The organism is Streptomyces sp. NPDC006733 (assembly GCF_040636125.1).
Lineage (GTDB): Bacteria > Actinomycetota > Actinomycetes > Streptomycetales > Streptomycetaceae > Actinacidiphila.
Genome location: NZ_JBEYJD010000002.1, coordinates 48734 through 69969 on the forward strand (window position 1 = coordinate 48734; position 21236 = coordinate 69969).

The following is a 21236-nucleotide window of genomic DNA, read 5'->3' on the forward strand; positions in this document are numbered from 1 at the left end:
GGGCGCCGCCGGATCCCGGCGGCGCCCCTTCGCGTACGGGGTCCGTGCGTCAGCCCTGCTGGAACATCTCCGCGGGCAGCGGCTTCAGCAGCTGGTACAGGTCGTCGGTGATGGGGCGGTCCCAGGTGGCGATGGTGACCTGGACGCCGTCGCTGCGGTCGAACTGGGCGCAGGCGATCCGCGCTTCGGAGACCTTGATCCGGCGGACGATGAGCAGCCCGTCGCCGTGCATGGCGGGGGTGTCCTCGGTGCTGACGACCTCCACCGGCTCCTCGTTGCCGAGGGCCGCCATCAGCTGCGCCACCTCGAAGGGGACCTGGCCCTCCTCCAGCTCGCGCGCGGGCGAGCCCTCGGGGAGGTTGCCGATCAGCATGGCGGGACCGCGGCCGCCGAAGAGGTCGTAGCGCAGGAAGATGCCCTGGCAGCTGCCGTCGGGACCGGGCAGCAGCCCGGCGCCGAGAATGCCCGGCCAGTCCCCCGGGTCCATGGCCAGGACATCGAAGTCCGGCCCGGTGGGCGTGGCTGCGGTGCGGCGGCGGAGGAACGACATGCGGCCATCGTACGTGGCCCGCGGCCCCCCGCGCGGCGCCGGGGGCCGCGGCACACGGAGCTGCCGGCGCCCCGCCCTCATTCCGCCCCCGCGACCGCCCCCGGCAGTCCGTCGGACGGGTTCGCCGGGTACGCCGCCGGCAGCCCGCCCGGGTCGGTGCCGAGCTTGCGGTAGACGGCGGACAGCAGCCGGCCGACGGTGGCCTCGTCGGTGGACAGCGCCGCCGCGATCGCCGCCGGCGGCGCGCCCGCGGCCGCGCGGGCGGCGGCCTCCCGCTCCCGCCCGGTGAGCGTGGCGGTCCCGGGGGCGGGCAGCCGCAGGGGCCGCAGCCCCGCGGCCGTGAGCTGGGCGCGGGCCTGGGAGGCCAGCTCGTCGGCGCCGCACTGCAGGGCGCCCTCCAGGCCCCGGTAGAGCTGCTCCGCGGCTTCGGCGGGGCGGCCCGCCCGGCGCAGCGCGGTGCCGTGCGCGACGAGCGAGCAGGCCAGCTGGTGGCCTGCCGGGGAGCGTTCCAGCCAGTCCACGGACTGCTCCAGGAGTTTCATCCGCTCGGCTCCCCCGGACACCTCGGCGGCGACCCGCAGCGTGTGCCCGATCGTGGAGGCCGCCCCGAACTGCCGGGCGCGGGCGACGGCCTCCAGGGCGGTGGCGCGGGCCCGGTCCGGGGCGGCGGCCGCCTCCGCGAGCGCCAGGTGCGGCTGCCAGGGGCACCAGGCGGGGTTGCGCATCCCGCGCCGGTTCAGCCGGCGGCCCACCGCGGCCAGCTCCGCCGCCGCCTCGTCGGCCAGGCCGCGGGCGAGCAGCAGCTCGGCGTGGACGGCCTGGGCGTCGGGGAAGGTGACGGCGCTGGGGAACGGGGCGTGGAACTCCTGGTCGGCGGCGAGTTCCGTCGCCTCGGCGACCCGGCCGCGGGCGAGCAGCACCTCGATGAGGACCGCGACGGAGTACCAGTGGACGGGGGTGGCGCGGCCGACGCGTTCGGCGAGCCGCAGTCCCGCGCGGGCGAAGTCCTCGGCCTCGCACAGCCGGCCGCGCCGGAAGCGGAGGTAGCCCAGGAGCAGGTAGCCGAACGACAGGTGGGCGCCGCGCCAGCCCTGGCGCTCGAACTCGGCGATCCCGTCGGCGAACAGCTCCTCCGCCCGGCCGGGCCGGTCGGCGTACAGGTGTACGAGGGCCACCAGCACCGGGACCTCGAAGCCCCGGTCGACCCGGGCCCAGCGCAGTCCGCCCGCCAGGGCCCGGTCCGCGTGGCGCAGGGCGGTAGCGCAGGGCTCGCCGCGCAGCACCGCGTCCCAGGCGCGCAGCCCGATGATGTACCGCTCGGTGAGGTCGCGGCCGGTCAGCCGGTCGGCGAGCCGGGCCAGCCGGCGGGAGCGGGCGGGCGAGTCGGGTTCGCCGGCGCGGAAGGCGTCCCACATGAACTGCTCGGCCTGCATGCGCAGCCGGACGCGGGGGTCGGTGGCGGCGCGGGCCGCCCGGCCGACGGTGTCGGCGGCCTCGTCGAGGCGGTCGCTGTGGGCGAGCGCCTGGGAGAGGTGGAAGACGATCCCCTCGCGCAGGGCGGGGTCGCCCGCGGGCTCCTCCAGCGCGGCCCGCAGGTGGTTGACGGTGGTCGCGGGTTCGAGCAGCAGGGAGGCGCAGCCCAGTTCGTACAGGACGGCGGCGCGCTCGCCGGGGGGCGGCGGTTCGCGCAGCGCCCGGGCGAGGTAGCCGCGGGCGGTCTCCGGGGCGCCGGCGCGCAGCGTCTCGCGGGCGGCGGCCCGCAGCTGGTCCACGACCCAGGGGTCGCCCTCGGGGTGGGTCTCCAGCAGGTGGCGGGCGGCGGCGGACGGTCCCAGCCCGGCGTCGGCCACCGCCCAGGCGGCCTTGCCGTGCAGCGCGACGCGCGTCGCGTCGGGGATCGCCCGGTGGACGGCGGTGGCGATCAGCGGATGGACGAACTCCAGCGTCGGACCGCCGGTCAGCACCCGGGCGCCGCGCAGCCGGTCGGCGGCCTCCGCCGCCTGCGCGGGGCCCAGGCCCGCGATGTCGGCGGCCAGGGCCGGCGGGCTCTCCGTCCCCAGCACCGCGGCGGCCCAGGCCAGCCGGACCGCGGGGACGCCCAGCCGCTCCAGCCGGGTGGTGAGCCCGCTGCCCTTCACGGCGGCCGCCAGGTCGCGCAGCAGGTGGGTGCTGGTCCGGTCGGGGCGCAGGCCCCGGTCGCGGACCCGGGCGGTCAGCTCGACGGCCTCGAACGGGTTGCCCGCCGTGACCGTCCAGCACGCGTGGCAGAACGCGTCGTCCGCGTGCCCGCCGACCGCCGCGCGCACCAGGTCGCCGATGGCGGCGGCGGTGAGCGGTTCCAGGTCCAGCGCCCGGTGGGCGGCGCCGCCCGGCCCGGCGCGGAACGCCGCGGCGTGCTCAGCCAGTTCCTCGGGCCGGTAGGCGACGACGACGAGCAGCGGCAGCTCCACGGCGCGCGGCACGAACGCGGCGAGCCAGCCGAGGGATTCGGGATCGGCCCAGTGCGCGTCGTCCAGGACCAGGACGACCGGGGCGCGCCGCTGGGCGAGGTGGGTGACCACCCAGTCCAGGCCGTCGCGCAGGCCCTGCGGGTCGGGTGCGGCGCTTTCGGCCTCCGCGCACAGGCCCAGCGCGGGGCCCACGATGCCGTACCAGCCGCCGAGCGTGGCGCGCAGTTCGCTCTCGCCGGAGCCGGCGAGCTGCGGCTGCAGGAGCTGGCGGGCCACGTGGAAGGCCACCCGCTGCTCCTGGTCGCCGCCGCGGGCGGACAGCACGGTGCAGCCCCGGTCCGCCGCGCGGCGCCGGGTCTCGGCCAGGAGCGCGGTCTTGCCGAGCCCGGCGGTGCCGGAGAACGCCAGCAGAGCGCCGAGCGGCCGGTCGCGGTGCTCGCCGCCGTCGGCCCGCCGGCCGGTGAGCCGGTCCAGCGCGTCGTCGACGGCGGCCAGTTCGGGCTCGCGTTCGAGCAGCGGGCGCCCGGGGCGGGCCCTGCGCTCCGGCATCGTGCCACCCCCAGGTGCCGCCGCGAACCGCCGCGCACCGGCGCGTCGACCGGCACCCGGCGCACTCGGCGCACGTCCGTCCGCCGACCTTTCAGCGTACGCCCGCCGCCCGCTCCGGAACCCTCTCCCGGAGCGGGCGGCGGGCGCGGCTCAGTGGCCCAGCGCCGAGTGGAGCCCGTTCTCCGAGGTCTGCTCCAGGGCCTTGGACAGCCCGGCGTGATCGGTGCCGACCTTGCGGTAGACGGCCGACAGCATCCGGGTCACGTCGCGTTCCGCGGTGTTCAGCTCCGCGGCGACGTCGGCGGTGGACCCGCCGCCCGCGACCCGTTCCGCCACGGCCCGCTCCGGGCCGGTGAGGGTGTCGGTCCCGGTGCTGTGCAGCTGCAGCGGGCGCATCCCCGCCGCCGCCAGCTCGTCGCGGGCCCGGCCGGCGAGCGCGTCGGAGTTGCAGTGCAGCGCGCCCTCCAGGCCGGCGTGCAGCCGGTCGGCGGCGTCCTGCGGCAGCCCCGCCCGGCGCAGCGCGGCACCGTACGCGACCTGGGCGCGGGCCAGTTCGAACGCCGAGGGTGAGCGTTCGAGATGGCTGACGGCCTCGGCCAGCAGCCGCAGGCCGTCGGCGCCGCCGGTGACCTCCGCGGCCACGTGCAGCGCCTGGCCGATCGCGGACGCGGTCCCGAACTGGCGGGCCCGCGCGAGGGCCTCGCGGATGGTCTCCGCGGCCCGTTCGGGCTCGACGAGGGCCACCGCCTGGGCGAGGTGCAGCTGCCACGGGCACCAGCCGGGGTTGCGCATGCCGCGCGCCTCCAGCCGCTGGCCGACCGCCGTCAGGTGGCGTTCCGCGTCGCCCCGCATGCCCTGGGCCAGCAGCAGTTCGCTGTAGACCGTCTGGGAGTCGGGGTAGACGACCGCGTTCGGGATCACCTCGCCGTAGTTGTAGGTGTCGGAGAGCGCCTGCGCCTCGTGGGTGCGGCCGCGGGCGAGCAGGATCTCGATGAGGATGCCGATCGCGAACCACTGCGCGGGCACGCCGGTGCCCACCCGGTCGGCGATGCTCAGCCCGGCGTGCACCAGGTCCTCGGCCTCGGCGAGCCGCCCGCGCCGGTAGCGGATGTACCCGAGCAGGGTGAAGCCGAACGACAGGTGCGCGCCGCGCCAGCCCTTGCGCTCCAGCTCCGCGATGCCCTTGTTGAACAGGTCCTCGGCACGGCCCGGCTGGTCGCAGTACATGAAGGTGAAGGCCACGAGGACCGGCACCTCGAAGCCCCAGTTCTCGTCGGTCCAGCTGAGGCCGTCGCCGAGGGCCTCCTCGGCGTAGCGCAGGGCGACGGCGGCCGGTTCGCCGCGCACCATCGCGTCCCAGGCGCGGAGCCCCAGGATGTAGCGCTCGGCCTGGCCGCGGCCGGTGAGGTGGTCCGCCAGCCGGTTCAACCGCCGGGAGCGGGCGGGCGAGTCCTGCTCGTCGGCCCGGAAGGCGTTCCACATGAACTGCTCGGCCTGCATGCGCAGCCGGGTGCGGGTGTTGGTGGCCCGGGTGGCCTCCGCCTCCACGGTGCGGGCCGCCTCGGCCATCCGGCCGGTGTGCCCCAGGGCCTGCGCGAGCTTGTAGGTGATGGCCTCGCGCAGCTCCGGTTCGAGTTCCGGCTCCTCCAGCGCGGCCCGCAGGTGGTTGACGGTGTTGGCGGGTTCGTTGAGGAGCGAGGAGCTGCCGAGTTCGAAGAGCACGGCGGCGCGCTCGCCGTAGGACGGCGGTTCGCGCAGGGCGCGGGCGAGGCAGCGCTGGGCCGCCTCGGGCGCACCGGCCCGCAGGTACTCGCGGGCGGCGGCGCGCAGTTGCTGCACCACGTTCTCGTCGCCCTCGGGGTGCAGCTCCAGCAGGTGCCGGGCGGCGGACGTCGCGCCCAGGCCCGCCTCCATCACGGCTGCCGCCGCCTCGCCGTGCATCCCGACGCGCAGCGCGCTGGGGATCGCCCGGTAGACGGCGGTGGCGATCAGCGGGTGGACGAACTCCAGGGTGGAGCCGTCCGGGGCGCCGATGGTCAGGATGCGCGCGGCGCGCAGCCGTTCGAAGGCGTCGGCCGCCTCCTCGTGGCCGAGCGCGGCGACGCCGGCGGCCAGCTGCGGGGCGATCGAGGTGCCGAGGACGGCCGCGGCCCAGGCGAACCGGACCGCGGAGGTGCCGAGCTTGCCGATCCGCTCGATGAGGCCGCTGCCCTTGACGGCGGAGGCCAGGTCGCGCAGTTCCCCGATGTCCTCGCGCTGGCCCTTGAGCTCGCGCTCGCAGATCTTGGCGGTCAGCTCGGTCACCTCGAAGGGGTTGCCCCCGGTGACCGCCCACGCCTCACGGCAGAACGCCTCCTCGGCGCTCTCCCCGATGGCGTCACGCACTATGCGCCGGACGGCGCCCGGGGTGAGCGCCACCAGGTCGAAGGGGCGCGAGCCGTGCCGGCCGGCGAGTTTGCGGAACGCCACCGCGTCGGCCGGCAGTTCGTCGGGCCGGTAGGCCACGACCACCAGCATCGGCAGTTCCTCGGCCCGCGGGGCGAAGGCGGTCAGCCACGCCAGCGACTCCGCGTCGGCCCAGTGCGCGTCGTCCAGGATCAGGACGACGGGCGCCTGCTGGACGGCGAAGCGCGTCACCACCCAGTCCAGGCCGTCGCGGACGCCGGTGGGGTCGGCGGCGCCGTCGCCCCGCGAGGCGACCAGCCCGACCGCCGGGGCGACGATGTCGTACCAGCTGCCCAGTATCCGGCGGTGCTCCTCCTCGGAGGCCGCGGCGAGGACCGGCTGCACGAGCTGGCGGACGACGTGGAACGCCATGCCCTGCTCCTGCTCGCCGCCGCGGGCGGACAGCACGGTGCAACCGCGCGCCGCCGCCCGTCTGCGGACCTCGGCGAGCAGCGCGGTCTTGCCGAGGCCGGCGGGACCGGCGAAGGCGAGCAGGCCACCGTGCCGGATACCCGAACGAGTTCCGCAGAGTTCGTTCAAAGCGCCGTCCAGCGCCACGAGTTCGGGCTCGCGTTCGAGAACCAAGCGATTCACTCGTCCTAATTGTTCCACCGCGTCTGGCATGTCCGTTCCCGTTCTCGTTGCCTGTTCGGCAGGTAGCGCCGAGCGTACGCCCGTAGGGACGCTCTGTAGTGCCCGCTGGTGATATCCACGTCGGACGAACGGGTAGATGGCAAACGCCAGTTCACTTTCCCCCTCGGTCCGGGCGGCTCCGGACCGACCGCCACGCACCCCGAGGTGGGCATCTTGTCGGACACCACAGCCCCCAGCGGCCCCATCCAGCGCGACATCCTCGCGGAACGCACCACCCTGCTGCGCATCCCCTTCCCCGGCCGGTCGAGCCCGCACGCCGACCGGTCCCGCCGGCACACCCTGCAATGGCTGCGCGACCTGGAGATCCTGCGCCTCGACCAGGATGTCGAGGAGTACGACGCCCTGCGGCTGGAACGCCTGATGGCGTTCTTCTACCCGCGCGCGACCGGAGCGGACCTCGACCTCGCAGCCGACTTCAACGCCTGGTTCTTCATCTTCGACGACCAGTTCGACGGCCCTTTGGGGCGCCGGCCGGACGACGTGGAGCGGGAGGTCGACACGTTGGTGTCGATCCTCTACGAACCACCTTCCCCCGCCGACGGTCCCGCGAACCTGTCGGACAACCCGCTCGCGGAAGGATTCCGCGACATCTGGATCCGCTCGGCGGCGGGCACGCCGACCGTGTGGCAGCACCGGTTCCGCGACCACTGGCGGGACTACCTGCGGGCGTACCACTGGGAGGCGCTGAACCGCACCCGGCGGCCCCCGATGACGCTCGCGGCCTTCCTGCGCGGACGGCGGGACTCCATCGGCGTCCAGCCGTGCCTGGACTTCGCCGAGCGCTGCGGCGGCTACACCCTGCCGGACATGCTGCACTCGGGCGTGCTGGCCGAGATGCGGGAGATCACCGGCGACGTGGTGATCTTCGTCAACGACATCATGTCGGTGGACAAGGAACTGGCGGCCGGGGACGTCAACAACAGCGTGATCCTGCTGCTCGACACCACCGACCACACCCTGGACGGCGCCGTGGAACTCATCGCGCGGGCCGCCAACGCGCGCGTGCAGCGGTTCCAGATGCTCGCCGAGCGGCTGCCCGCGGTGCTCGACGAGTACGACGCGGGGGCCGAGCTGCGGGCGCAGGTCGGGGACTACGTGCGCGCCATGCGGCACGTGATGCGCGGCAACCTCGACTGGTCCCTGGAGACCGCCCGCTACCGCGCCTCGGGGGTCGCCGCGGTGAGCGGCGGCCGGCAGCGGCCGTGGTCGGACCTGTTCGGCACGGACGGGGAGCGCCGAGGTCCGGGCTGAGACCGTACGGGGGACGGACCGGCGCGACGGCCGGGGCCGCACGAGGGTGCGACCCCGGCCGTCGTCGTCACTGGACGGGGTAGGTGCGGCCCGCGAAGCGGCGCTCGAAGCCGTCGCCGGTGTCCGCGGTCACGGTGTAGTCGTAGCCGCCGTCGGCCGCCGCCGTGAGCGCGACCTGCCGGGAGCCGCCCGCCGCGACGGTGACGGTGCTGCCGCCGGAGCCGTCGCCGGCGGCGTTGCCGCCGACGGTGAAGACCACCGCCGCGCCGCCGGCGTTGGTCAGCGTCAGCGCCAGGTTCCGCGGGGTGGCGCGGGCGATGGCCACGGCCGCCTCGGGGTGGCCCTTGGCCGCGTTGGACCAGGTGCGCACATCGCCCTTGAAGCCGCGCAGGTAGCCGTCGGGGCCGTGCGCGTCGATGTCGTACAGGCCGCCGCCGTACGTCTGCGCGCTGAAGTAGTCCTGCACGCTGCCGCCGACGGGCACCGTGTAGCGCCAGGAGTCGTACGCGCGGTGGTTGACGGTGTACATCGCAAACCCGGCGCCCAGCGTGCCGGTGTTGGCCACCTTGATCCAGATCCGGCCGGTGGACGTCTCGGTCCACGACGTGGTGTCGAAGCCGTAGCCGATCCGCCGGGCCGGCCGGGTGCCCGGCTCCTGGACCGGCGCCGTCTGCGCGGCCGGCGGGGCGGCGTCGGGCAGCGGGTTCTGGGCGTCGCAGGCGGCGACCAGCGCGGCGGTGTCGGGGAGGGCGGGGAAGGTGGTGTTCTTCGTGGTGAAGTCGAAGGCGCTCATCAGGTCGCCGCACACGGTCCGGCGCCAGGCGGAGATGTTGGTCTCCTTCACCCCGGTCCAGTTCTCCAGGAAGCGCAGCGGCGAGGTGTGGTCGGCGACCTCGGAGTTGACGTACCCGCCGCGGCTCCAGGGCGAGATCACGAGCATCGGCACGCGCGGGCCGAGGCCGATGGGCACCCCGGCGACGAACTCGTCCGCGGTGCCGGCGGGCGCGACGGGCGGCGCCACGTGGTCGAAGAAGCCGTCGTTCTCGTCGAAGTTGAGGAAGACCACGGTCTTGGCCCACACGGCCGGGTTGGCCGCGAGCGACTCCAGGACGTACTTCGAGGTGTAGTCGGCGCCGTAGGCGGGCGGGTACTCGGGGTGCTCGCTCTGGCTGGCGGGGGCGACGACCCAGCTGACGGCGGGCAGCGTGCCGTTCCGCACGTCCTGGTTGAACGCGTCGGCGGTGCGGCGCTGCATGCCGTTGACGTACAGCGGCGAGGTGGTGGGGGCGCTCTTGAAGTTCTTGAACCAGGCCAGCGGGTTGTCGTCGTAGTTGTCCTGCTGCTGGTAGACCCGCCAGGAGATGCCGGCCGACTGCAGGCGCTCGGCGTAGGTGGTCCAGGAGTATCCGCGCTCGGAGTTGTCCGTGACCGGCCCGCCGTACCTGCCCGCCGGGTCGACGGTGGCGGTCCACTGGTAGAGCCGGTTGGGGTTGGTCGGCCCCTGCACGGAGCAGAAGTACTGGTCGCAGAGGGTGAACGCCTCGGCCAACGCGAACTGGAACGGGATGTCGGCACGCTGGTAGTACCCCATCGACCAGGCGCTCTTGGCCGGCACCCAGTTGTTGTACTTGCCGCCGTTCCAGGCGCTGTGGGTGCCCGACCAGCCGTGGTCGAGGTCCCGCACCCGCTGCGCGTCCGTCGTCGCGGTGTTCAGGTGCCAGGGCAGCACGAGGCTGCCGCCGGCGGGTCCCTTCGCGGTCTGGCGCAGCACGTCCTGGCCGTTGGGGAAGCGCAGCCGGGACCGGTCGCCGAAGCCGCGCACGCCCTTGAGGGTGCCGAAGTAGTGATCGAAGGAACGGTTCTCCTGCATGAAGATCACCACGTGCTCGACGTCGTCGAGCGTGCCGGCCGCCGATGTGGCGGCCATGGCCTGCTGGAGGGACGCGGGCAGCGTGCCGAGCGCGGCGGCGCCGGCGGCCGCTCCCAGAAATCCGCGGCGGGACAGTGGCGTCAAAGCGACTCCTCGGTGAGGGGGCACAGGTGCGGGGTCGCGCCGAATTGAACGGGGGCAACGCGACGGGCGCGCCAATACCCGCGGAGAGTGCCATGGCCGCTTGCCGCACACCAGGTGACGGGCGTCCCAAGGACCGGCAAAGCCCCCGGATGTCCCGAACACACCACCGCACCCGCCGGAACCGGCCACCCCCGAGCCCATGCCTAATGTTATATTCGCGCCGATGCATTAGACGATGTGTCCGCAGTCCACGAGGGGGCCGCATGGCAGAGATCCGTCAACTCCCGCCCGGACCGGAGGTCCTCCCCGACCCGGTGCCGGCGATCCTGCGGGGCCACGCGCGGCTGCGGGGGCTGCTCGGCGAGGTGACCGACGCCGCCGTCCGCGCCCCGAGCGCCCTGCCCGGCTGGACCCGGGGGCACCTGCTCAGCCATGTCGAGGGGGTGGGGTTCGCCCTGGCCCGGCAGGCCCGCTACGCCCTCAAGGACGAGCTGGTCGACCCGTACGACGGCGGGCCGCCCGCCCGCAACGCCGCGATCGAGGCGGGGCACGGCCGTTCTGCGGCGGAACTGCGCGCGGCCGTCACCGCGGCCCTCGACGAGGCCGAGCCGGCCTGGACCGCGGTCGGGGCGCGGGACCTGGAGCGACCGGTGCGCTACCGGAACGCGACGCTGTCGGCCGCCGCGCACGCCTGGTGGCGGGAGTTGGAGATCCACACGGCGGACGCCGCGCTCGGGTACGGGTCCGCGCAGTGGTCACGGCCGTTCTGCGCGCACGTCCTGGACTTCCTCGCCCCGCGCGTCCCGGACGGCGTGCGGCTGACGCTCGCGGCGTCGGACGGCCCGGAGTCGGCCGTGCTGGGGGACGGGCGGCCGGTCACCGTGCGCGGCGCGCTCACCGATCTGACGGCCTGGCTGGCGGGCCGCGCACCGCGGGGGCCGCTGGACGGCGGGGGCGCCCCGCTGCCGGACCTGGGGCCCTGGCCGTAGGCGTACCGGAGCGCGAACGCCGGCCGCCGGGCCTCGGTGACGAGGTCCGGCGGCCGGCGGTGGGCGTCCGTGCGGGACGCCTCAGGTGAGGTCGAACTCACCGTCCCGCGCGCCGAGTACGAAGGCGCGCCATTCGGCCGGGGTGAAGATCAGCGACGGCCCGTCCGGGCTCCGCCCGTCCCGCATCGCGATGTAGCCCTCGACAAAGGCGATCTGGACGTCGCCCGTGCCCTGACTGCTGGACTGCCACTGCGCGCTCGCAAGATCCAGCTGCGGCTTCTTACCGTTGGTCAACGGCTGTCCGATGGTGCTCTCGGCCACGTCCGCTCTCCTCCCACGTCGTCATCCGCGACCCACACTAGCCACCGGGCCCCTTGCCTGACAGGCAATGGAACAAGCTGCCCGAATACACCGCCCGATCAGGTGGTGGGCCGGTCCGCGCCGACGAGCCACATCGAGAAGAACTGCGCGCCGCCGCCGTAGGCGTGCCCCATCGCCCGCCGGGCTCCCTCCACCTGGTGCTCGCCTGCCTGGCCGCGCACCTGCAGCGCCGCCTCGGCGAAGCGGATCATGCCGGAGGCCCCGATCGGGTTGGTGGACAGCACCCCGCCCGACGGGTTGACGGGCAGGTCCCCGTCGAGCTCGGTGGCCCCGGCCTCGGTGAGCTTCCACCCCTCCCCCTCGGCGGCGAAGCCGAGGTTCTCCAGCCACATCGGCTCGTACCAGGAGAACGGCACGTACATCTCGACCGCGTCGATCTCCCGGCGCGGGTCGGTGATCCCGGCCTGCCGGTAGACGTCGGCGGCGCAGTCCTTGCCGGCCTGCGGGCTGACGTAGTCCTTGCCCGCGAACATGGTCGGCTCGCTGCGCATCGCGCCGCCGTGCAGCCAGGCGGGCGGGCGGGGCGCGCGGGCCGCGCCGTCGGCGTCGGTGAGCACCATCGCGACCGCGCCGTCGGAGGACGGGCAGGTCTCGGAGTAGCGGATCGGGTCCCACAGCATGGGGGCGGCCCGCACCTTCTCCAGCGTGATGTCCTTCTCGTGCAGGTGGGCGTAGGGGTTCTTCAGGGCGTTGCGGCGGTCCTTGAACGCGACGAGGGAGCCGATGTGGTCGGGCGCTCCGGTCCGGCGCATGTAGGCGCGCACGTGCGGGGCGAAGAACCCGCCCGCGCCGGCGAGCAGCGGCTGCTGGAACGGGATCGGCAGCGAGAGCCCCCACATGGCGTTGGACTCGGACTGCTTCTCGAACGCGACGGTCAGCACGGTGCGGTGGACGCGGGCCGCGACCAGGTTCGAGGCGACCAGCGCCGTCGACCCGCCGACCGAGCCCGCGGTGTGCACCCGCAGCATCGGCTTGCCGACCGCGCCGAGGGCGTCCGCCAGGTACAGCTCCGGCATCATCACGCCCTCGAAGAAGTCCGGGGCCTTGCCGATGAGGACCGCGTCGACGTCCGCGAAGGTGAGTTCGGCGTCGGCGAGCGCCCGCAGGGCCGCCTCGCGCAGCAGCCCCGCGATCGACACGTCGTGCCGGGCCGCGACGTGCTTGGTCTGGCCGATGCCGACGACCGCCACGTGTGCCTTGCTCATCTGGCATCCCCTTCCAGGACGGCGACCAGGTTCTGCTGCAGGCAGGGGCCCGAGGTCGCGTGGGCGACGGCGCGGCCGGAGTCGCCGCGGTGGATCCGGGCGGCCGCCTCGCCGAGCCGGATCAGGCCGGCGGCCATGACGGGATTGGCGGCGAGCGCGCCGCCGGACGGGTTGACGTCCACGTCGTCGCCCAGCCGCAGCGCCCGGCGCAGCACGATCTCCTGCGAGGTGAAGGGCGCGTGCAGCTCCGCGGTGTCGACGGGCGCGTCGAACAGCCCGGCCCGCTCCGCCGCGAGCCGGGTGGACGGCGAGTCCGTGAGGTCGCGGACGCCGAGGCTGTGGGCCTCGATGCGGTGGTCGATGCCGCGGATCCAGGCGGGCCGGCCGCACAGCCGGCGGGCGGTGTCCCCGGCGGCCAGCACGATCGCCGCCGCGCCGTCGCCGACCGGCGGGCAGTCCTGGCGGCGCAGCGGCTCGACGACGTACCGCTCGCCGTCGCGCACGGAGGTGAGCTGCGCGTACGGGTTGTCCCGCGCGGCGGTCCGGTTGCGGGCGGCGACGGCGGCGAGTTCGGGCTCGCCGGTGTGCCCCGCGTCGATCAGCGCCCGCGCCTGGAGCGCGGCGAGCGCCACCGGGTCGGGCCACAGCGGCGCCACGTAGTACGGGTCGAGCTGGCGGGTCATGACCTCGCGGACGTCGCCGGGCGAGGACTTGCCGTAGGAGTACACCAGCGCGGTGTCGGCCTCGCCGGTGAGGATCTTCACCCAGGCCTCGTAGAGCGCCCAGGCGCCGTCCATCTCGACGTGCGACTCGGAGATCGGCGGCCAGGCGCCGACCCCGTCCAGGGCCATCGTGAAGGAGAAGGCCCGGCCCGCGAGGTAGTCCGAGGAGCCGGAGCAGGTGAAGCCGATCTCGCCGGCCCGCAGGTCGACCTGCCCGAGCGCCTCGTGCAGCACGGGCATGAGCATCTCGACCTCGGAGACCTCGGCCGAGCTGCGCACGTGCCGGCTCTGGGCGAACGCCACGATCGCGACGTCCCGCATCTAGACCATCTCCTTGTACGTGTCGTAGTCGGCGTCGGGCTCCCCGGTCGGCCGGTAGTGGTCGGGGAAGCCGCCGTCGTCGCTCCACACGGGCTCGACGCGCATCCCCATCCGCACCTGGTCGTAGGGGAGGCCGCCGATGCGCCCGTGCAGGGCCAGGTCGGCGCCGTCGAGGGCGATGTGCGCGTAGACGTAGGGCACTTCGATGTCCAGGCCGCGGGCCTTGATGTTGACGATGCAGAAGGTGGTGATGGTGCCGCCGGGTCCCACCTCGACCTGCTCGTCGGTGGCGACGCCGCAGGTGGGGCAGGCTCCCCGGGGCGGGATGTAGACCTTGCGGCAGGCCGGGCAGCGTTCGCCGATCATCTTGCGCTCGGCGAGCGCGGCGAGGTAGCGGGTCTGGGCGCGGCCGGGGCTGTAGACGTAGTCGAGGCGCGCGGCGGCCACGATGCCGGTCACCGGGTCGGCGAACTCGCCGGTGTGGGCGGCGGCGGACTCCTGCCGCCCGGTCCCGTCGTCCGCCTCGAAGCAGGCGATGTCGGTGATCGCGCCGACCCGCTCCGCGGCCCAGCGGATCCGCACCCGCATGCCGGTGCTGACGGCGTCGGGGCCGGGGGCGTCCAGAGCGTGCAGCATCGCGGTGTCGGCGCCGTCGAGGCGCACCAGGACCCAGGCGAAGGGCGTGGCGAGCGGCTGGTAGCGGCCGGGGTCGGGGTTCCAGGCCCAGGTGGTGACGGTGCCGGTGGCGCCGACCTCGACGAGTTCCCGCAGCTCCGCCGAGGTGACGGGGTCGTACTCGACGGGCGGCACCAGCACCCGGTCGTCGCCGGTGCGCACCCCGAGCACGGTGCGCTCGCGCAGGCCGGTGAGGAACGCGCTCTGCACGGGGCCGAGCGAGCGGGTGAAGGGGAATTCGACGACCAGCGGTGCGCTGAGCACCTCCGGTGCGGGGGCGGACGTCATGGGCTGGTCTCCATTCGTAGCGCGGTGCGCGACCTGCGGCCGCGCCGGACGGGCCGGGGCCGGGGCACGGCGGTCACAGGCGGCGGAAGACGGGCGGGCGCTTCTCGGCGAAGGCGCGCGGGCCCTCCTTCGCGTCGGTGGTGGCGAAGATCGGCCAGCCGACCTCCAGTTCGTGCTGGAGGCCCTCGGTCTCGGTCATCTCGGCGGTGGCGTACACGGACGCCTTGACCGCCTCGACGGCCAGCGGCCCGTTGGCGTTGATCTGCTCCGCGATCCCCAGGGCCCGCTCCAGCGCCGTGCCGTCGGGCACGACATGGCCGATCAGGCCGATGTCCCTGGCCTCCGCCGCGGAGTAGGGGCGGCCGGTGAGCAGCATCTCCAGCGCGTGGGTGCGGGGGATCTGCCGGGGCAGCCGGACGGTGGAGCCGCCGATCGGGAAGAGCGCCCGCCGGACCTCGAAGAGCCCGAGGGTGGCGCTCTCCCCGGCCACCCGGATGTCGGTGCCCTGGAGGATCTCGGTGCCGCCGGCGACGCAGTACCCCTCCACGGCGGCGATCACGGGCTTGCGCGGCCGGTGGTGCCGGAGCATCGCCTTCCAGTGCAGGTCCGGGTCCTGCTTCATCCGGTCCCGGTACTCCTGCCCGGCCATCGCGCCGTCGTCGGAGGCGAGCGCCTTGAGGTCCATGCCGGCGCAGAAGGTGCCGCCGGCCCCGGTGAGGACGATGGAGCGGATGGAGTCGTCGGCGTCGGCCGCCAGCCAGCCGTCGTACAGGCCGACCAGCATCGGCAGCGACAGGGCGTTCTTCGCCTCGGGCCGGTTCAGGGTCAGTACCAGCGTCGCGCCGACGCGTTCCACCGTGAGATGTTCCGTGCCGCCCATGGCCGACCTCCAAGGTCGCAGTCTTCCGTCGCGGACCTAGAACAGGTTGCAGTAGGCGCAGACCGAGTTCAATAGTTTTCTGACTACCAGTCAGATTTCCCGCCCGGTATCCCTTCCCACCTCGCTCCAGGAGGGTTCTAATGACCGCCGAGACCTTCACAGCATCGAGGCTGGAGGAGCCGTGGAGTACAACCTTGCCGACCTCTTCGAGTCGGTCGTGGACGTGGTCCCGGACCGCGAGGCACTCGTCTACATCGACCACCCCGGCACGGGCGCCGAGCGCCGGCTGACGTACGCCCAGCTCGACACGGCCGCGAACCGGATCGCCCACCACCTGATCGACCGCGGGATCGCCCCCGGCGACCACGTCGGACTGCACCTCTACAACGGCATCGAGTACCTGCAGACGGCGCTGGCCTGCGTCAAGGCGCGGGCCGTCCCGGTGAACGTCAACTACCGGTACGTGGAGGAGGAGCTGGTCTACCTCTACCGGGACGCGGACCTGACGGCGCTGGTCTTCGACGCGGAGTTCACCGGCCGGGTGGCCGCAGCGCTGCCGCAGACCGAGAAGCTGCGGCACCTGGTGCGGGTGGGCGTACCGGCCGGGGACGCGCCGGAGCCGGCCATCGCGCCGGTCGCCTTCACCGACGCCGAGGCGGCCGGCTCGCCGGACCGCGGCTTCCCGCCGCGCTCCGCCGACGACCAGTTCATCATCTACACCGGCGGCACCACCGGCATGCCCAAGGGCGTCATGTGGCGCCAGGAGGACCTGTTCTTCTCCGGCATGGGCGGCGGCGCCCCCACCGGCGAGCCGGTGGGGCGCCCCGAGGAACTGGCGGAACGGGTCGCCGCGGGCGGCGAGGGGCTGGTGTTCTTCCCGACCCCGCCGCTGATGCACGGCACCTCCACGCTCACCGCGTTCATCGGCTTCAACTTCGGCCAGAAGATCGTCATCCACCGCAAGTACGTGCCGGAGGAGGTGCTGCGCACCATCGAGAAGGAGAGGGTCAGCAGCGTCTCGCTGGTCGGCGACGCCATGCTCCGGCCGCTGGCCGACGCGCTGGCCGGGCCGATGGCCGGCACCGACTGCTCCTCGCTGTTCACCATCTCCAGCTCGGGCGCGATCATGTCGGAGACCGTCCGCGCGCAGTTCCAGGCGCTGGTGCCGACCGTCATGATCCTCAACAACTTCGGCTCCTCGGAGTCCGGCTTCAACGGGACGGCCACCGACGACTCCGGCCCCGCCAACGGCTTCCGGCTGCGCGTCAACGCGCACATCGCCGTGGTCGACCTGGCCACGACGGAGCCGGTCGCGGTCGGGGAGCCGGGACGCATCGCCCTGCGCGGGCACGTCCCGCTCGGCTACTACAACGACCCGAAGAAGACCGCCGAGACGTTCTTCCAGCGCGACGGCGAGCGGTGGGTGCTGCTCGGGGACATGGCGACGGTCGACGAGGACGGCGTGGTCACCGTCCTCGGGCGCGGCTCGCAGTGCATCAACACCGGCGGCGAGAAGGTCTATCCCGAGGAGGTCGAGGAGGCGCTCAAGGCGCACCCCGACGTCTACGACGCGCTGGTCGCCGGAGTGCCCGACGAGAAGTGGGGCAACCACGTCGCCGCCGTCGTGCAGCCGCGCGACGGCGCGGACCCGCTGACCCTCGACGCGATCCAGGCGCACTGCCGCACCCGGCTGGCCGGCTACAAGATCCCGCGCAGCCTCGTCGTCATGGACCGCATCCAGCGCTCCCCCAGCGGCAAGGCCGACTACCGCTGGGCGCGGTCGGTGGCCTCCGGCGCGGCGGAGGCGGACCGCTAGCTCCGGCGGCCACCGCGCACCACGCACCGCCGGCCGGTATGTCCCGGGCGGTTGTCAGTGCCGGCACCTACGATCGCGGTTCGGATCTCCCGTCGATCGGAGTGCGCGCATGTCCGCCTCACCCAACCCCTCCACGTCGTTCCAGCGCCCTGAACCGCCGTACTACGCCGTCATCATCACGACGCTGCCCAGCGGCGAGGACCCGGAGGGGTACGCGGACGCCAACGTGCGGATGGGGGCGCTCTCGCAGAAGTGGCCCGGGTATCTCGGCCGGGAGTCGGAGAGCGGCCCCGACGGCCGCGACCTGCTGGTCGTCTACTACCAGGACGCCGAGTCGATAGCGGCCTGGAAGCAGGATCCGGAGCACCTGGAGGTGCAACGGCTGGGCCGCGAGCGCTGGTACGCCTCGTACAGCGTCGAAGTGGCCCGCGTGGAGCGGGCCTACGGCTTCGTGCGCGACTGACCCGGCCGCCCGGGGGTGGTGCGCCGTGCCGCGCGGGCACGGTGCCGCCCCCGCCCGTGGATTCTGTACCTACTAGTATGTACACTCGGGCCATGGACACCGCGGAACGGTTGATCGAGAGCACCCGGGAGCTCCTGTGGGAGCGCGGCTACACCGGCACCAGCCCCAAGGCCATCCAGCAGCACGCGGGAGCCGGACAGGGCAGCATGTACCACCACTTCTCCGGCAAGCCCGACCTCGCGCTGACCGCGATGCGGCGCAGCGCGCAGGAGCTCGTCGCCCAGGCCGACGCCCGGATGTCCGGCGACGGCACCGCCGTGGAGCGGGTGTCGGCCTACCTGCTGCGGGAGCGCGACGCGCTGCGCGGCTGCCGGGTCGGCCGGATGGCCATGGACCCGGACGTGATCGACAGCCCCGAGCTGCGCCAACCGGTGCGGGAGACGTTCGCCTGGCTGCGGGGGCGGCTCGCGGAGATCGTCGCCGAGGGCGTGGCGGCGGGCGAGTTCGACACCGCGCTCGATCCGCGGGACACCGCCGCCATGATCACCGCCGTCGTCCAGGGCGGCTACGTGCTGGCCCGCGCGGAGGGCTCGCAGGAGCCGTTCGACCGGGCGGTGCGCGGCGCGGTCGCGCTGCTCGCCGCCCGCGCGCCCGGGAAGTGACCGCCGACCAGTTGTGGGGAGTTCGAACCGATGCACGCCATGCAGTACCGGATCACCCTGCCCGCCGACTACGACATGGGGATCATCCGCCGCCGGGTGGAGTCCCGGGGCCATCTGCTCGACGGCTTCCCCGGCCTCGGGCTCAAGGCCTACCTCATCCGTGAGCGCGGCGGCGGGGGCGGCTCGCCCGTCAACCAGTACGCGCCGTTCTACCTGTGGAACACCCCGCAGGGGATGAACAGCTTCCTGTGGGGGCCGGGGTTCCAGGGGATCGTCGACGACTTCGGCCGCCCCGAGGTCGAGCACTGGACGTCGCTGGCCTTCGAGCACGGCCCCGCGGCGGGCGCGGTCCCGCGCACGGCCACCCGCCGTGCCCTGCCCGTCCCGCCCGGCGAGCCTCCGGCCGCCGCCGTGGACCGCGCGCTCGGCACGGTCCGCGAGCTCGCCGCCACCCCCGGCGTGCACGCGGCGGCGCTCGCCGTCGACCCGCGCCGCTGGGAGCTGCTGCACTTCACCCTCTGGGAGCACACCGCCCCCGCCGGGGCCGGGGAGCACTACGAGGTGCTGCACCTGTCGGCCCCCGAACAGCACACCCTCCAGACAGGACGGCACTGGTGAAGCAGGCACACATCGACCGCGCGGCCGGCTACCGGCTGCTCGGCGAACTGGCGGGCCCGGAAACCGTCGAGGCCACCCTCTCCCGCCTCGACGCGGTCGCCCCCGGCTTCCCCGACTGGATCGTGACGGCCCTGTTCGGCGGCACCTACCAGCGCGAGGGGCTGGCGCTGCGCGACCGGCAGATCGCCAACCTCGCCGCGCTCGCGGCGCTGGGCGGCGTGGAGCCGCAGCTGGACGACCATGTGCGGAACAGCCTGCGCGTCGGGCTCGAACCGCGGGAGATCGTCGAGGTGATGGTCCACCTGGCTCCGTACATCGGGGTGCCGAAGGCGCTGGCGGGGCTGCGCGTCGTGACGGCCGCGCTCGCGGCGGAGGAGACGGCGTGAGGGCGGTCCGTACGGTCCTCGGCGACCTCCCGCCCGGCGAGTTGGGCGTCACCGACGCCCACGACCACCTCTTCTTCCGCGTGCCGGCCCTCGCGGGACAGGAGCTGGACTCCCCCGGCGCCGCGGAGGCCGAGCTGCGGCTGTTCCACGGGCTCGGCGGCCGGAGCGTCGCGCAGTGGACCCCCTTCGGCCTGGGGCGGCGCGCGGCGGACCTCCCGGCGGTCTCCCGGGCCTCGTCGGTGCACGTGGTGGCCGCGACCGGGCTGCACCAGGCCGCGCACTACGCGCCCCGGGCGCTGGACCGGCTGCGCGGCAGGCTGGCCGAGTTCTTCGTGTCGGAGCTGACGGTCGGGCTGCGGCCGGGCGACGACCCCGACGCGCCGCCCGGCACCGCCCGCGCGGGCATGGTCAAGGTCGCGGGAGGCTTCCACGGCCTGGACGCGCACGCCCGGTACGTGATGACGGCGGCGGCCGAGGCCCATCACGCGACCGGCGCCCCGATCGGTGTCCACCACGAGCTGGGCACGGCCGCGCCCGACGTCCTCGACCTGCTCTGCGGGAAGCTGGAGGTGCCGCCCGCGAGCGTGATCCTCGGCCACCTCAACCGCTCGCCGGACCCCCGCGCGCACCGCGAACTCGCCGCGTCCGGCGCCTTCCTCGCCTTCGACGGCCCCTCCCGCGCCAACCACGCCACGGACTGGCGGCTGCTGGACTGCCTGCTGGCCCTCGCCGAGGCCGGCCACACCGGTCAGCTGCTGCTCGGCGGCGACACCACGACGGCCGGGGCCCGCGCCGCGACCGGCGGCGGACCCGGTATGCCGTACCTGCTGAGCGCGCTGCGGCCGCGCGTCGAGCGCGAACTGGGCGCGCCGGCCGCCGAGGCGGTCTTCACGGCCAACCCGGCGCGGGCGCTGTCAGCCGCCTGGATCGGCGGGTAGCAGGGGCCCGGTCGCCAGTTCGGCGACGACGGCGGCGTGGTCGGAGGGCCACACACCGCCGACGGGCCGGTCGGCCGCGCGGCGGGCGCCGCGGATCCGGCCGCGGTCGCCGGGGCCGGGCAGCCCGACGAGGAGGTAGTCGATTCGGCTCGGCCCGTCGCCGAAGCCGTCCGTGTCCGGGTGGGCGATGTCCCAGGTGCCCTGCGGCGCCGCGGGGTCGGCGAAGCGCCAGGCGTCCAGCAGCACCAGTCCGGGCGCGGCGGGCGCCGTCCGGTAGCCGCCGATCAGCCGCATCTCGTCGAAGTCGGGTTCGGCGTTGAAGTCCCCGCACACCACCGGCGGGAAGCCCGGTCCCGTCCGCTCCACCACGAACGCCGCCAGCTCGCGCACCTGGGCGCAGCGCACCGCGGACTCCGCGGGGCCGGAGTTGAGGTGGGTGGTGAAGAACGGCAGCGGGCCGCCGGGGGCGTCGATCAGGGCGTGCAGGACGGTCTTGCCGTCGTCGGGGAACCCGGCGGCGGGCAGCCGCCGCTCCGCCGTCCGCAGGATCGGGTACCGGCTCAGGACGGCGACGCCCACGTCGACCGAGGTGTCCCCGCCGTTGCGGCGGTGCCAGCGGTCCTGCACCGGGGAGCGCGACCACGCCCACTGCATGCCCAGTTCCGCGGCGAGCCACCCGGCGAGGTTCTCGCCATCGCTCCCCCACACCTCCTGCAGCCCCAGCACGTCGGGCCGTTCCTCCCGCAGCACGTGCGCGATGGCGTCCCGGCGCGCCCGCCAGGGCCCGAACCGCCACCACAGGTTCCACGTCATCAGGCGGATCGTCCCGCCGTCCCGGGGGCTCACAGCATCCACTGGACCGTTTCCTCTCCCGCCGGCGCCCGGGGCGGCACCGTCCCGGGTGATCATTCTCAACGGCGGGCCGGGCGCGCGGAAGAGCGGCCCGTCCGCCGGCCGCCTGCGGTCCGCGCCCCGCCCG

At 74.5% G+C, this 21236-nt stretch carries 18 protein-coding genes; 8 read left to right on the top strand and 10 right to left on the bottom strand.

The genetic code is table 11. The features are described from left to right. Nucleotides 1–49: 49 nt before the first annotated feature. The 3 genes from ABZ721_RS02450 to ABZ721_RS02460 all read right to left on the bottom strand — a co-directional run bounded on the left by ABZ721_RS02450 (nt 50) and on the right by ABZ721_RS02460 (nt 6618). A complete protein-coding gene (locus ABZ721_RS02450; RefSeq protein WP_358786688.1) occupies nt 50–550 on the bottom strand; it encodes a hypothetical protein in 501 nt (166 codons plus the stop codon). A 77-nt stretch (nt 551–627) separates the two neighbouring features. Continuing rightward, nucleotides 628–3549: an AAA family ATPase gene (locus tag ABZ721_RS02455; RefSeq protein ID WP_358786689.1), complete on the bottom strand. Its 2922-nt coding sequence runs from the start codon at nt 3547–3549 to the stop codon at nt 628–630. Between the two features lie 150 nt (nt 3550–3699). Next, on the bottom strand, nt 3700–6618 hold the full coding sequence (locus ABZ721_RS02460; protein ID WP_358786690.1) for an AAA family ATPase: 2919 nt from the start codon (nt 6616–6618) through the stop codon (nt 3700–3702). Between the two features lie 183 nt (nt 6619–6801). Between ABZ721_RS02460 and ABZ721_RS02465 the strand changes: the two genes are divergently transcribed. Then, the gene (locus ABZ721_RS02465) at nt 6802–7899 is read left to right on the top strand and encodes an isoafricanol synthase (protein ID WP_358786691.1); all 1098 of its coding nucleotides are present in this window, start codon (nt 6802–6804) and stop codon (nt 7897–7899) included. 67 nt (nt 7900–7966) lie between these two features. Here the strand turns inward: ABZ721_RS02465 and ABZ721_RS02470 are convergent, their stop codons facing one another. Beyond that, nucleotides 7967–9913 (bottom strand): phosphocholine-specific phospholipase C, encoded by a 1947-nt coding sequence (locus tag ABZ721_RS02470; RefSeq protein ID WP_358786692.1) that lies wholly within the window; start codon nt 9911–9913, stop codon nt 7967–7969. Nucleotides 9914–10176: 263 nt separating this feature from the next. Here ABZ721_RS02470 and ABZ721_RS02475 point away from each other — a divergent pair, with 263 nt between their 5' ends. Then, nucleotides 10177–10902 (top strand): maleylpyruvate isomerase family mycothiol-dependent enzyme, encoded by a 726-nt coding sequence (locus ABZ721_RS02475; protein ID WP_358786693.1) that lies wholly within the window; start codon nt 10177–10179, stop codon nt 10900–10902. An 81-nt stretch (nt 10903–10983) separates the two neighbouring features. Here the strand turns inward: ABZ721_RS02475 and ABZ721_RS02480 are convergent, their stop codons facing one another. From ABZ721_RS02480 to ABZ721_RS02500, 5 genes are all read right to left on the bottom strand, one after another. Continuing rightward, nucleotides 10984–11223 carry a DUF397 domain-containing protein gene (locus tag ABZ721_RS02480; RefSeq protein ID WP_358786694.1) on the bottom strand — a complete coding sequence of 80 codons (240 nt, stop codon included), beginning with the start codon at nt 11221–11223 and terminating at the stop codon, nt 10984–10986. 98 nt (nt 11224–11321) lie between these two features. Then, a complete protein-coding gene (locus tag ABZ721_RS02485; protein WP_358786695.1) occupies nt 11322–12488 on the bottom strand; it encodes a thiolase domain-containing protein in 1167 nt (388 codons plus the stop codon). Continuing rightward, a complete protein-coding gene (locus tag ABZ721_RS02490; RefSeq protein WP_358786696.1) occupies nt 12485–13531 on the bottom strand; it encodes a thiolase domain-containing protein in 1047 nt (348 codons plus the stop codon). Before ABZ721_RS02490 ends, ABZ721_RS02485 begins: the two co-directional genes overlap by 4 nt. Further along, the gene (locus ABZ721_RS02495) at nt 13532–14494 is read right to left on the bottom strand and encodes an OB-fold domain-containing protein (protein ID WP_358786697.1); all 963 of its coding nucleotides are present in this window, start codon (nt 14492–14494) and stop codon (nt 13532–13534) included. A 73-nt stretch (nt 14495–14567) separates the two neighbouring features. After that, nucleotides 14568–15374, bottom strand: a complete 807-nt coding sequence (locus tag ABZ721_RS02500) for a crotonase/enoyl-CoA hydratase family protein (RefSeq protein WP_358786698.1) — start codon at nt 15372–15374, stop codon at nt 14568–14570. 181 nt (nt 15375–15555) lie between these two features. Here ABZ721_RS02500 and ABZ721_RS02505 point away from each other — a divergent pair, with 181 nt between their 5' ends. From ABZ721_RS02505 to ABZ721_RS02530, 6 genes are all read left to right on the top strand, one after another. After that, a complete protein-coding gene (locus ABZ721_RS02505) occupies nt 15556–17190 on the top strand; it encodes an acyl-CoA synthetase (protein WP_358786699.1) in 1635 nt (544 codons plus the stop codon). A 109-nt stretch (nt 17191–17299) separates the two neighbouring features. Continuing rightward, on the top strand, nt 17300–17653 hold the full coding sequence (locus tag ABZ721_RS02510) for an antibiotic biosynthesis monooxygenase (RefSeq protein WP_358786700.1): 354 nt from the start codon (nt 17300–17302) through the stop codon (nt 17651–17653). Nucleotides 17654–17745: 92 nt separating this feature from the next. Beyond that, nucleotides 17746–18315 carry a TetR/AcrR family transcriptional regulator gene (locus ABZ721_RS02515; RefSeq protein WP_358786701.1) on the top strand — a complete coding sequence of 190 codons (570 nt, stop codon included), beginning with the start codon at nt 17746–17748 and terminating at the stop codon, nt 18313–18315. Between the two features lie 30 nt (nt 18316–18345). Continuing rightward, nucleotides 18346–18933, top strand: coding sequence for a DUF4865 family protein (locus tag ABZ721_RS02520; protein ID WP_358786702.1), 588 nt, complete (start codon nt 18346–18348; stop codon nt 18931–18933). Further along, complete coding sequence (locus ABZ721_RS02525) at nt 18930–19319, top strand: carboxymuconolactone decarboxylase family protein (RefSeq protein WP_358786703.1); 390 nt, start codon at nt 18930–18932, stop codon at nt 19317–19319. The genes ABZ721_RS02520 and ABZ721_RS02525 overlap by 4 nt, the downstream gene beginning before the upstream one ends. Continuing rightward, nucleotides 19316–20257: a phosphotriesterase gene (locus ABZ721_RS02530; protein WP_358786704.1), complete on the top strand. Its 942-nt coding sequence runs from the start codon at nt 19316–19318 to the stop codon at nt 20255–20257. Before ABZ721_RS02525 ends, ABZ721_RS02530 begins: the two co-directional genes overlap by 4 nt. Here the strand turns inward: ABZ721_RS02530 and ABZ721_RS02535 are convergent. Continuing rightward, nucleotides 20234–21070, bottom strand: a complete 837-nt coding sequence (locus tag ABZ721_RS02535; RefSeq protein WP_358786705.1) for an endonuclease/exonuclease/phosphatase family protein — start codon at nt 21068–21070, stop codon at nt 20234–20236. The genes ABZ721_RS02530 and ABZ721_RS02535 overlap by 24 nt on opposite strands. Between the last annotated feature and the right edge of the window lie 166 nt (nt 21071–21236).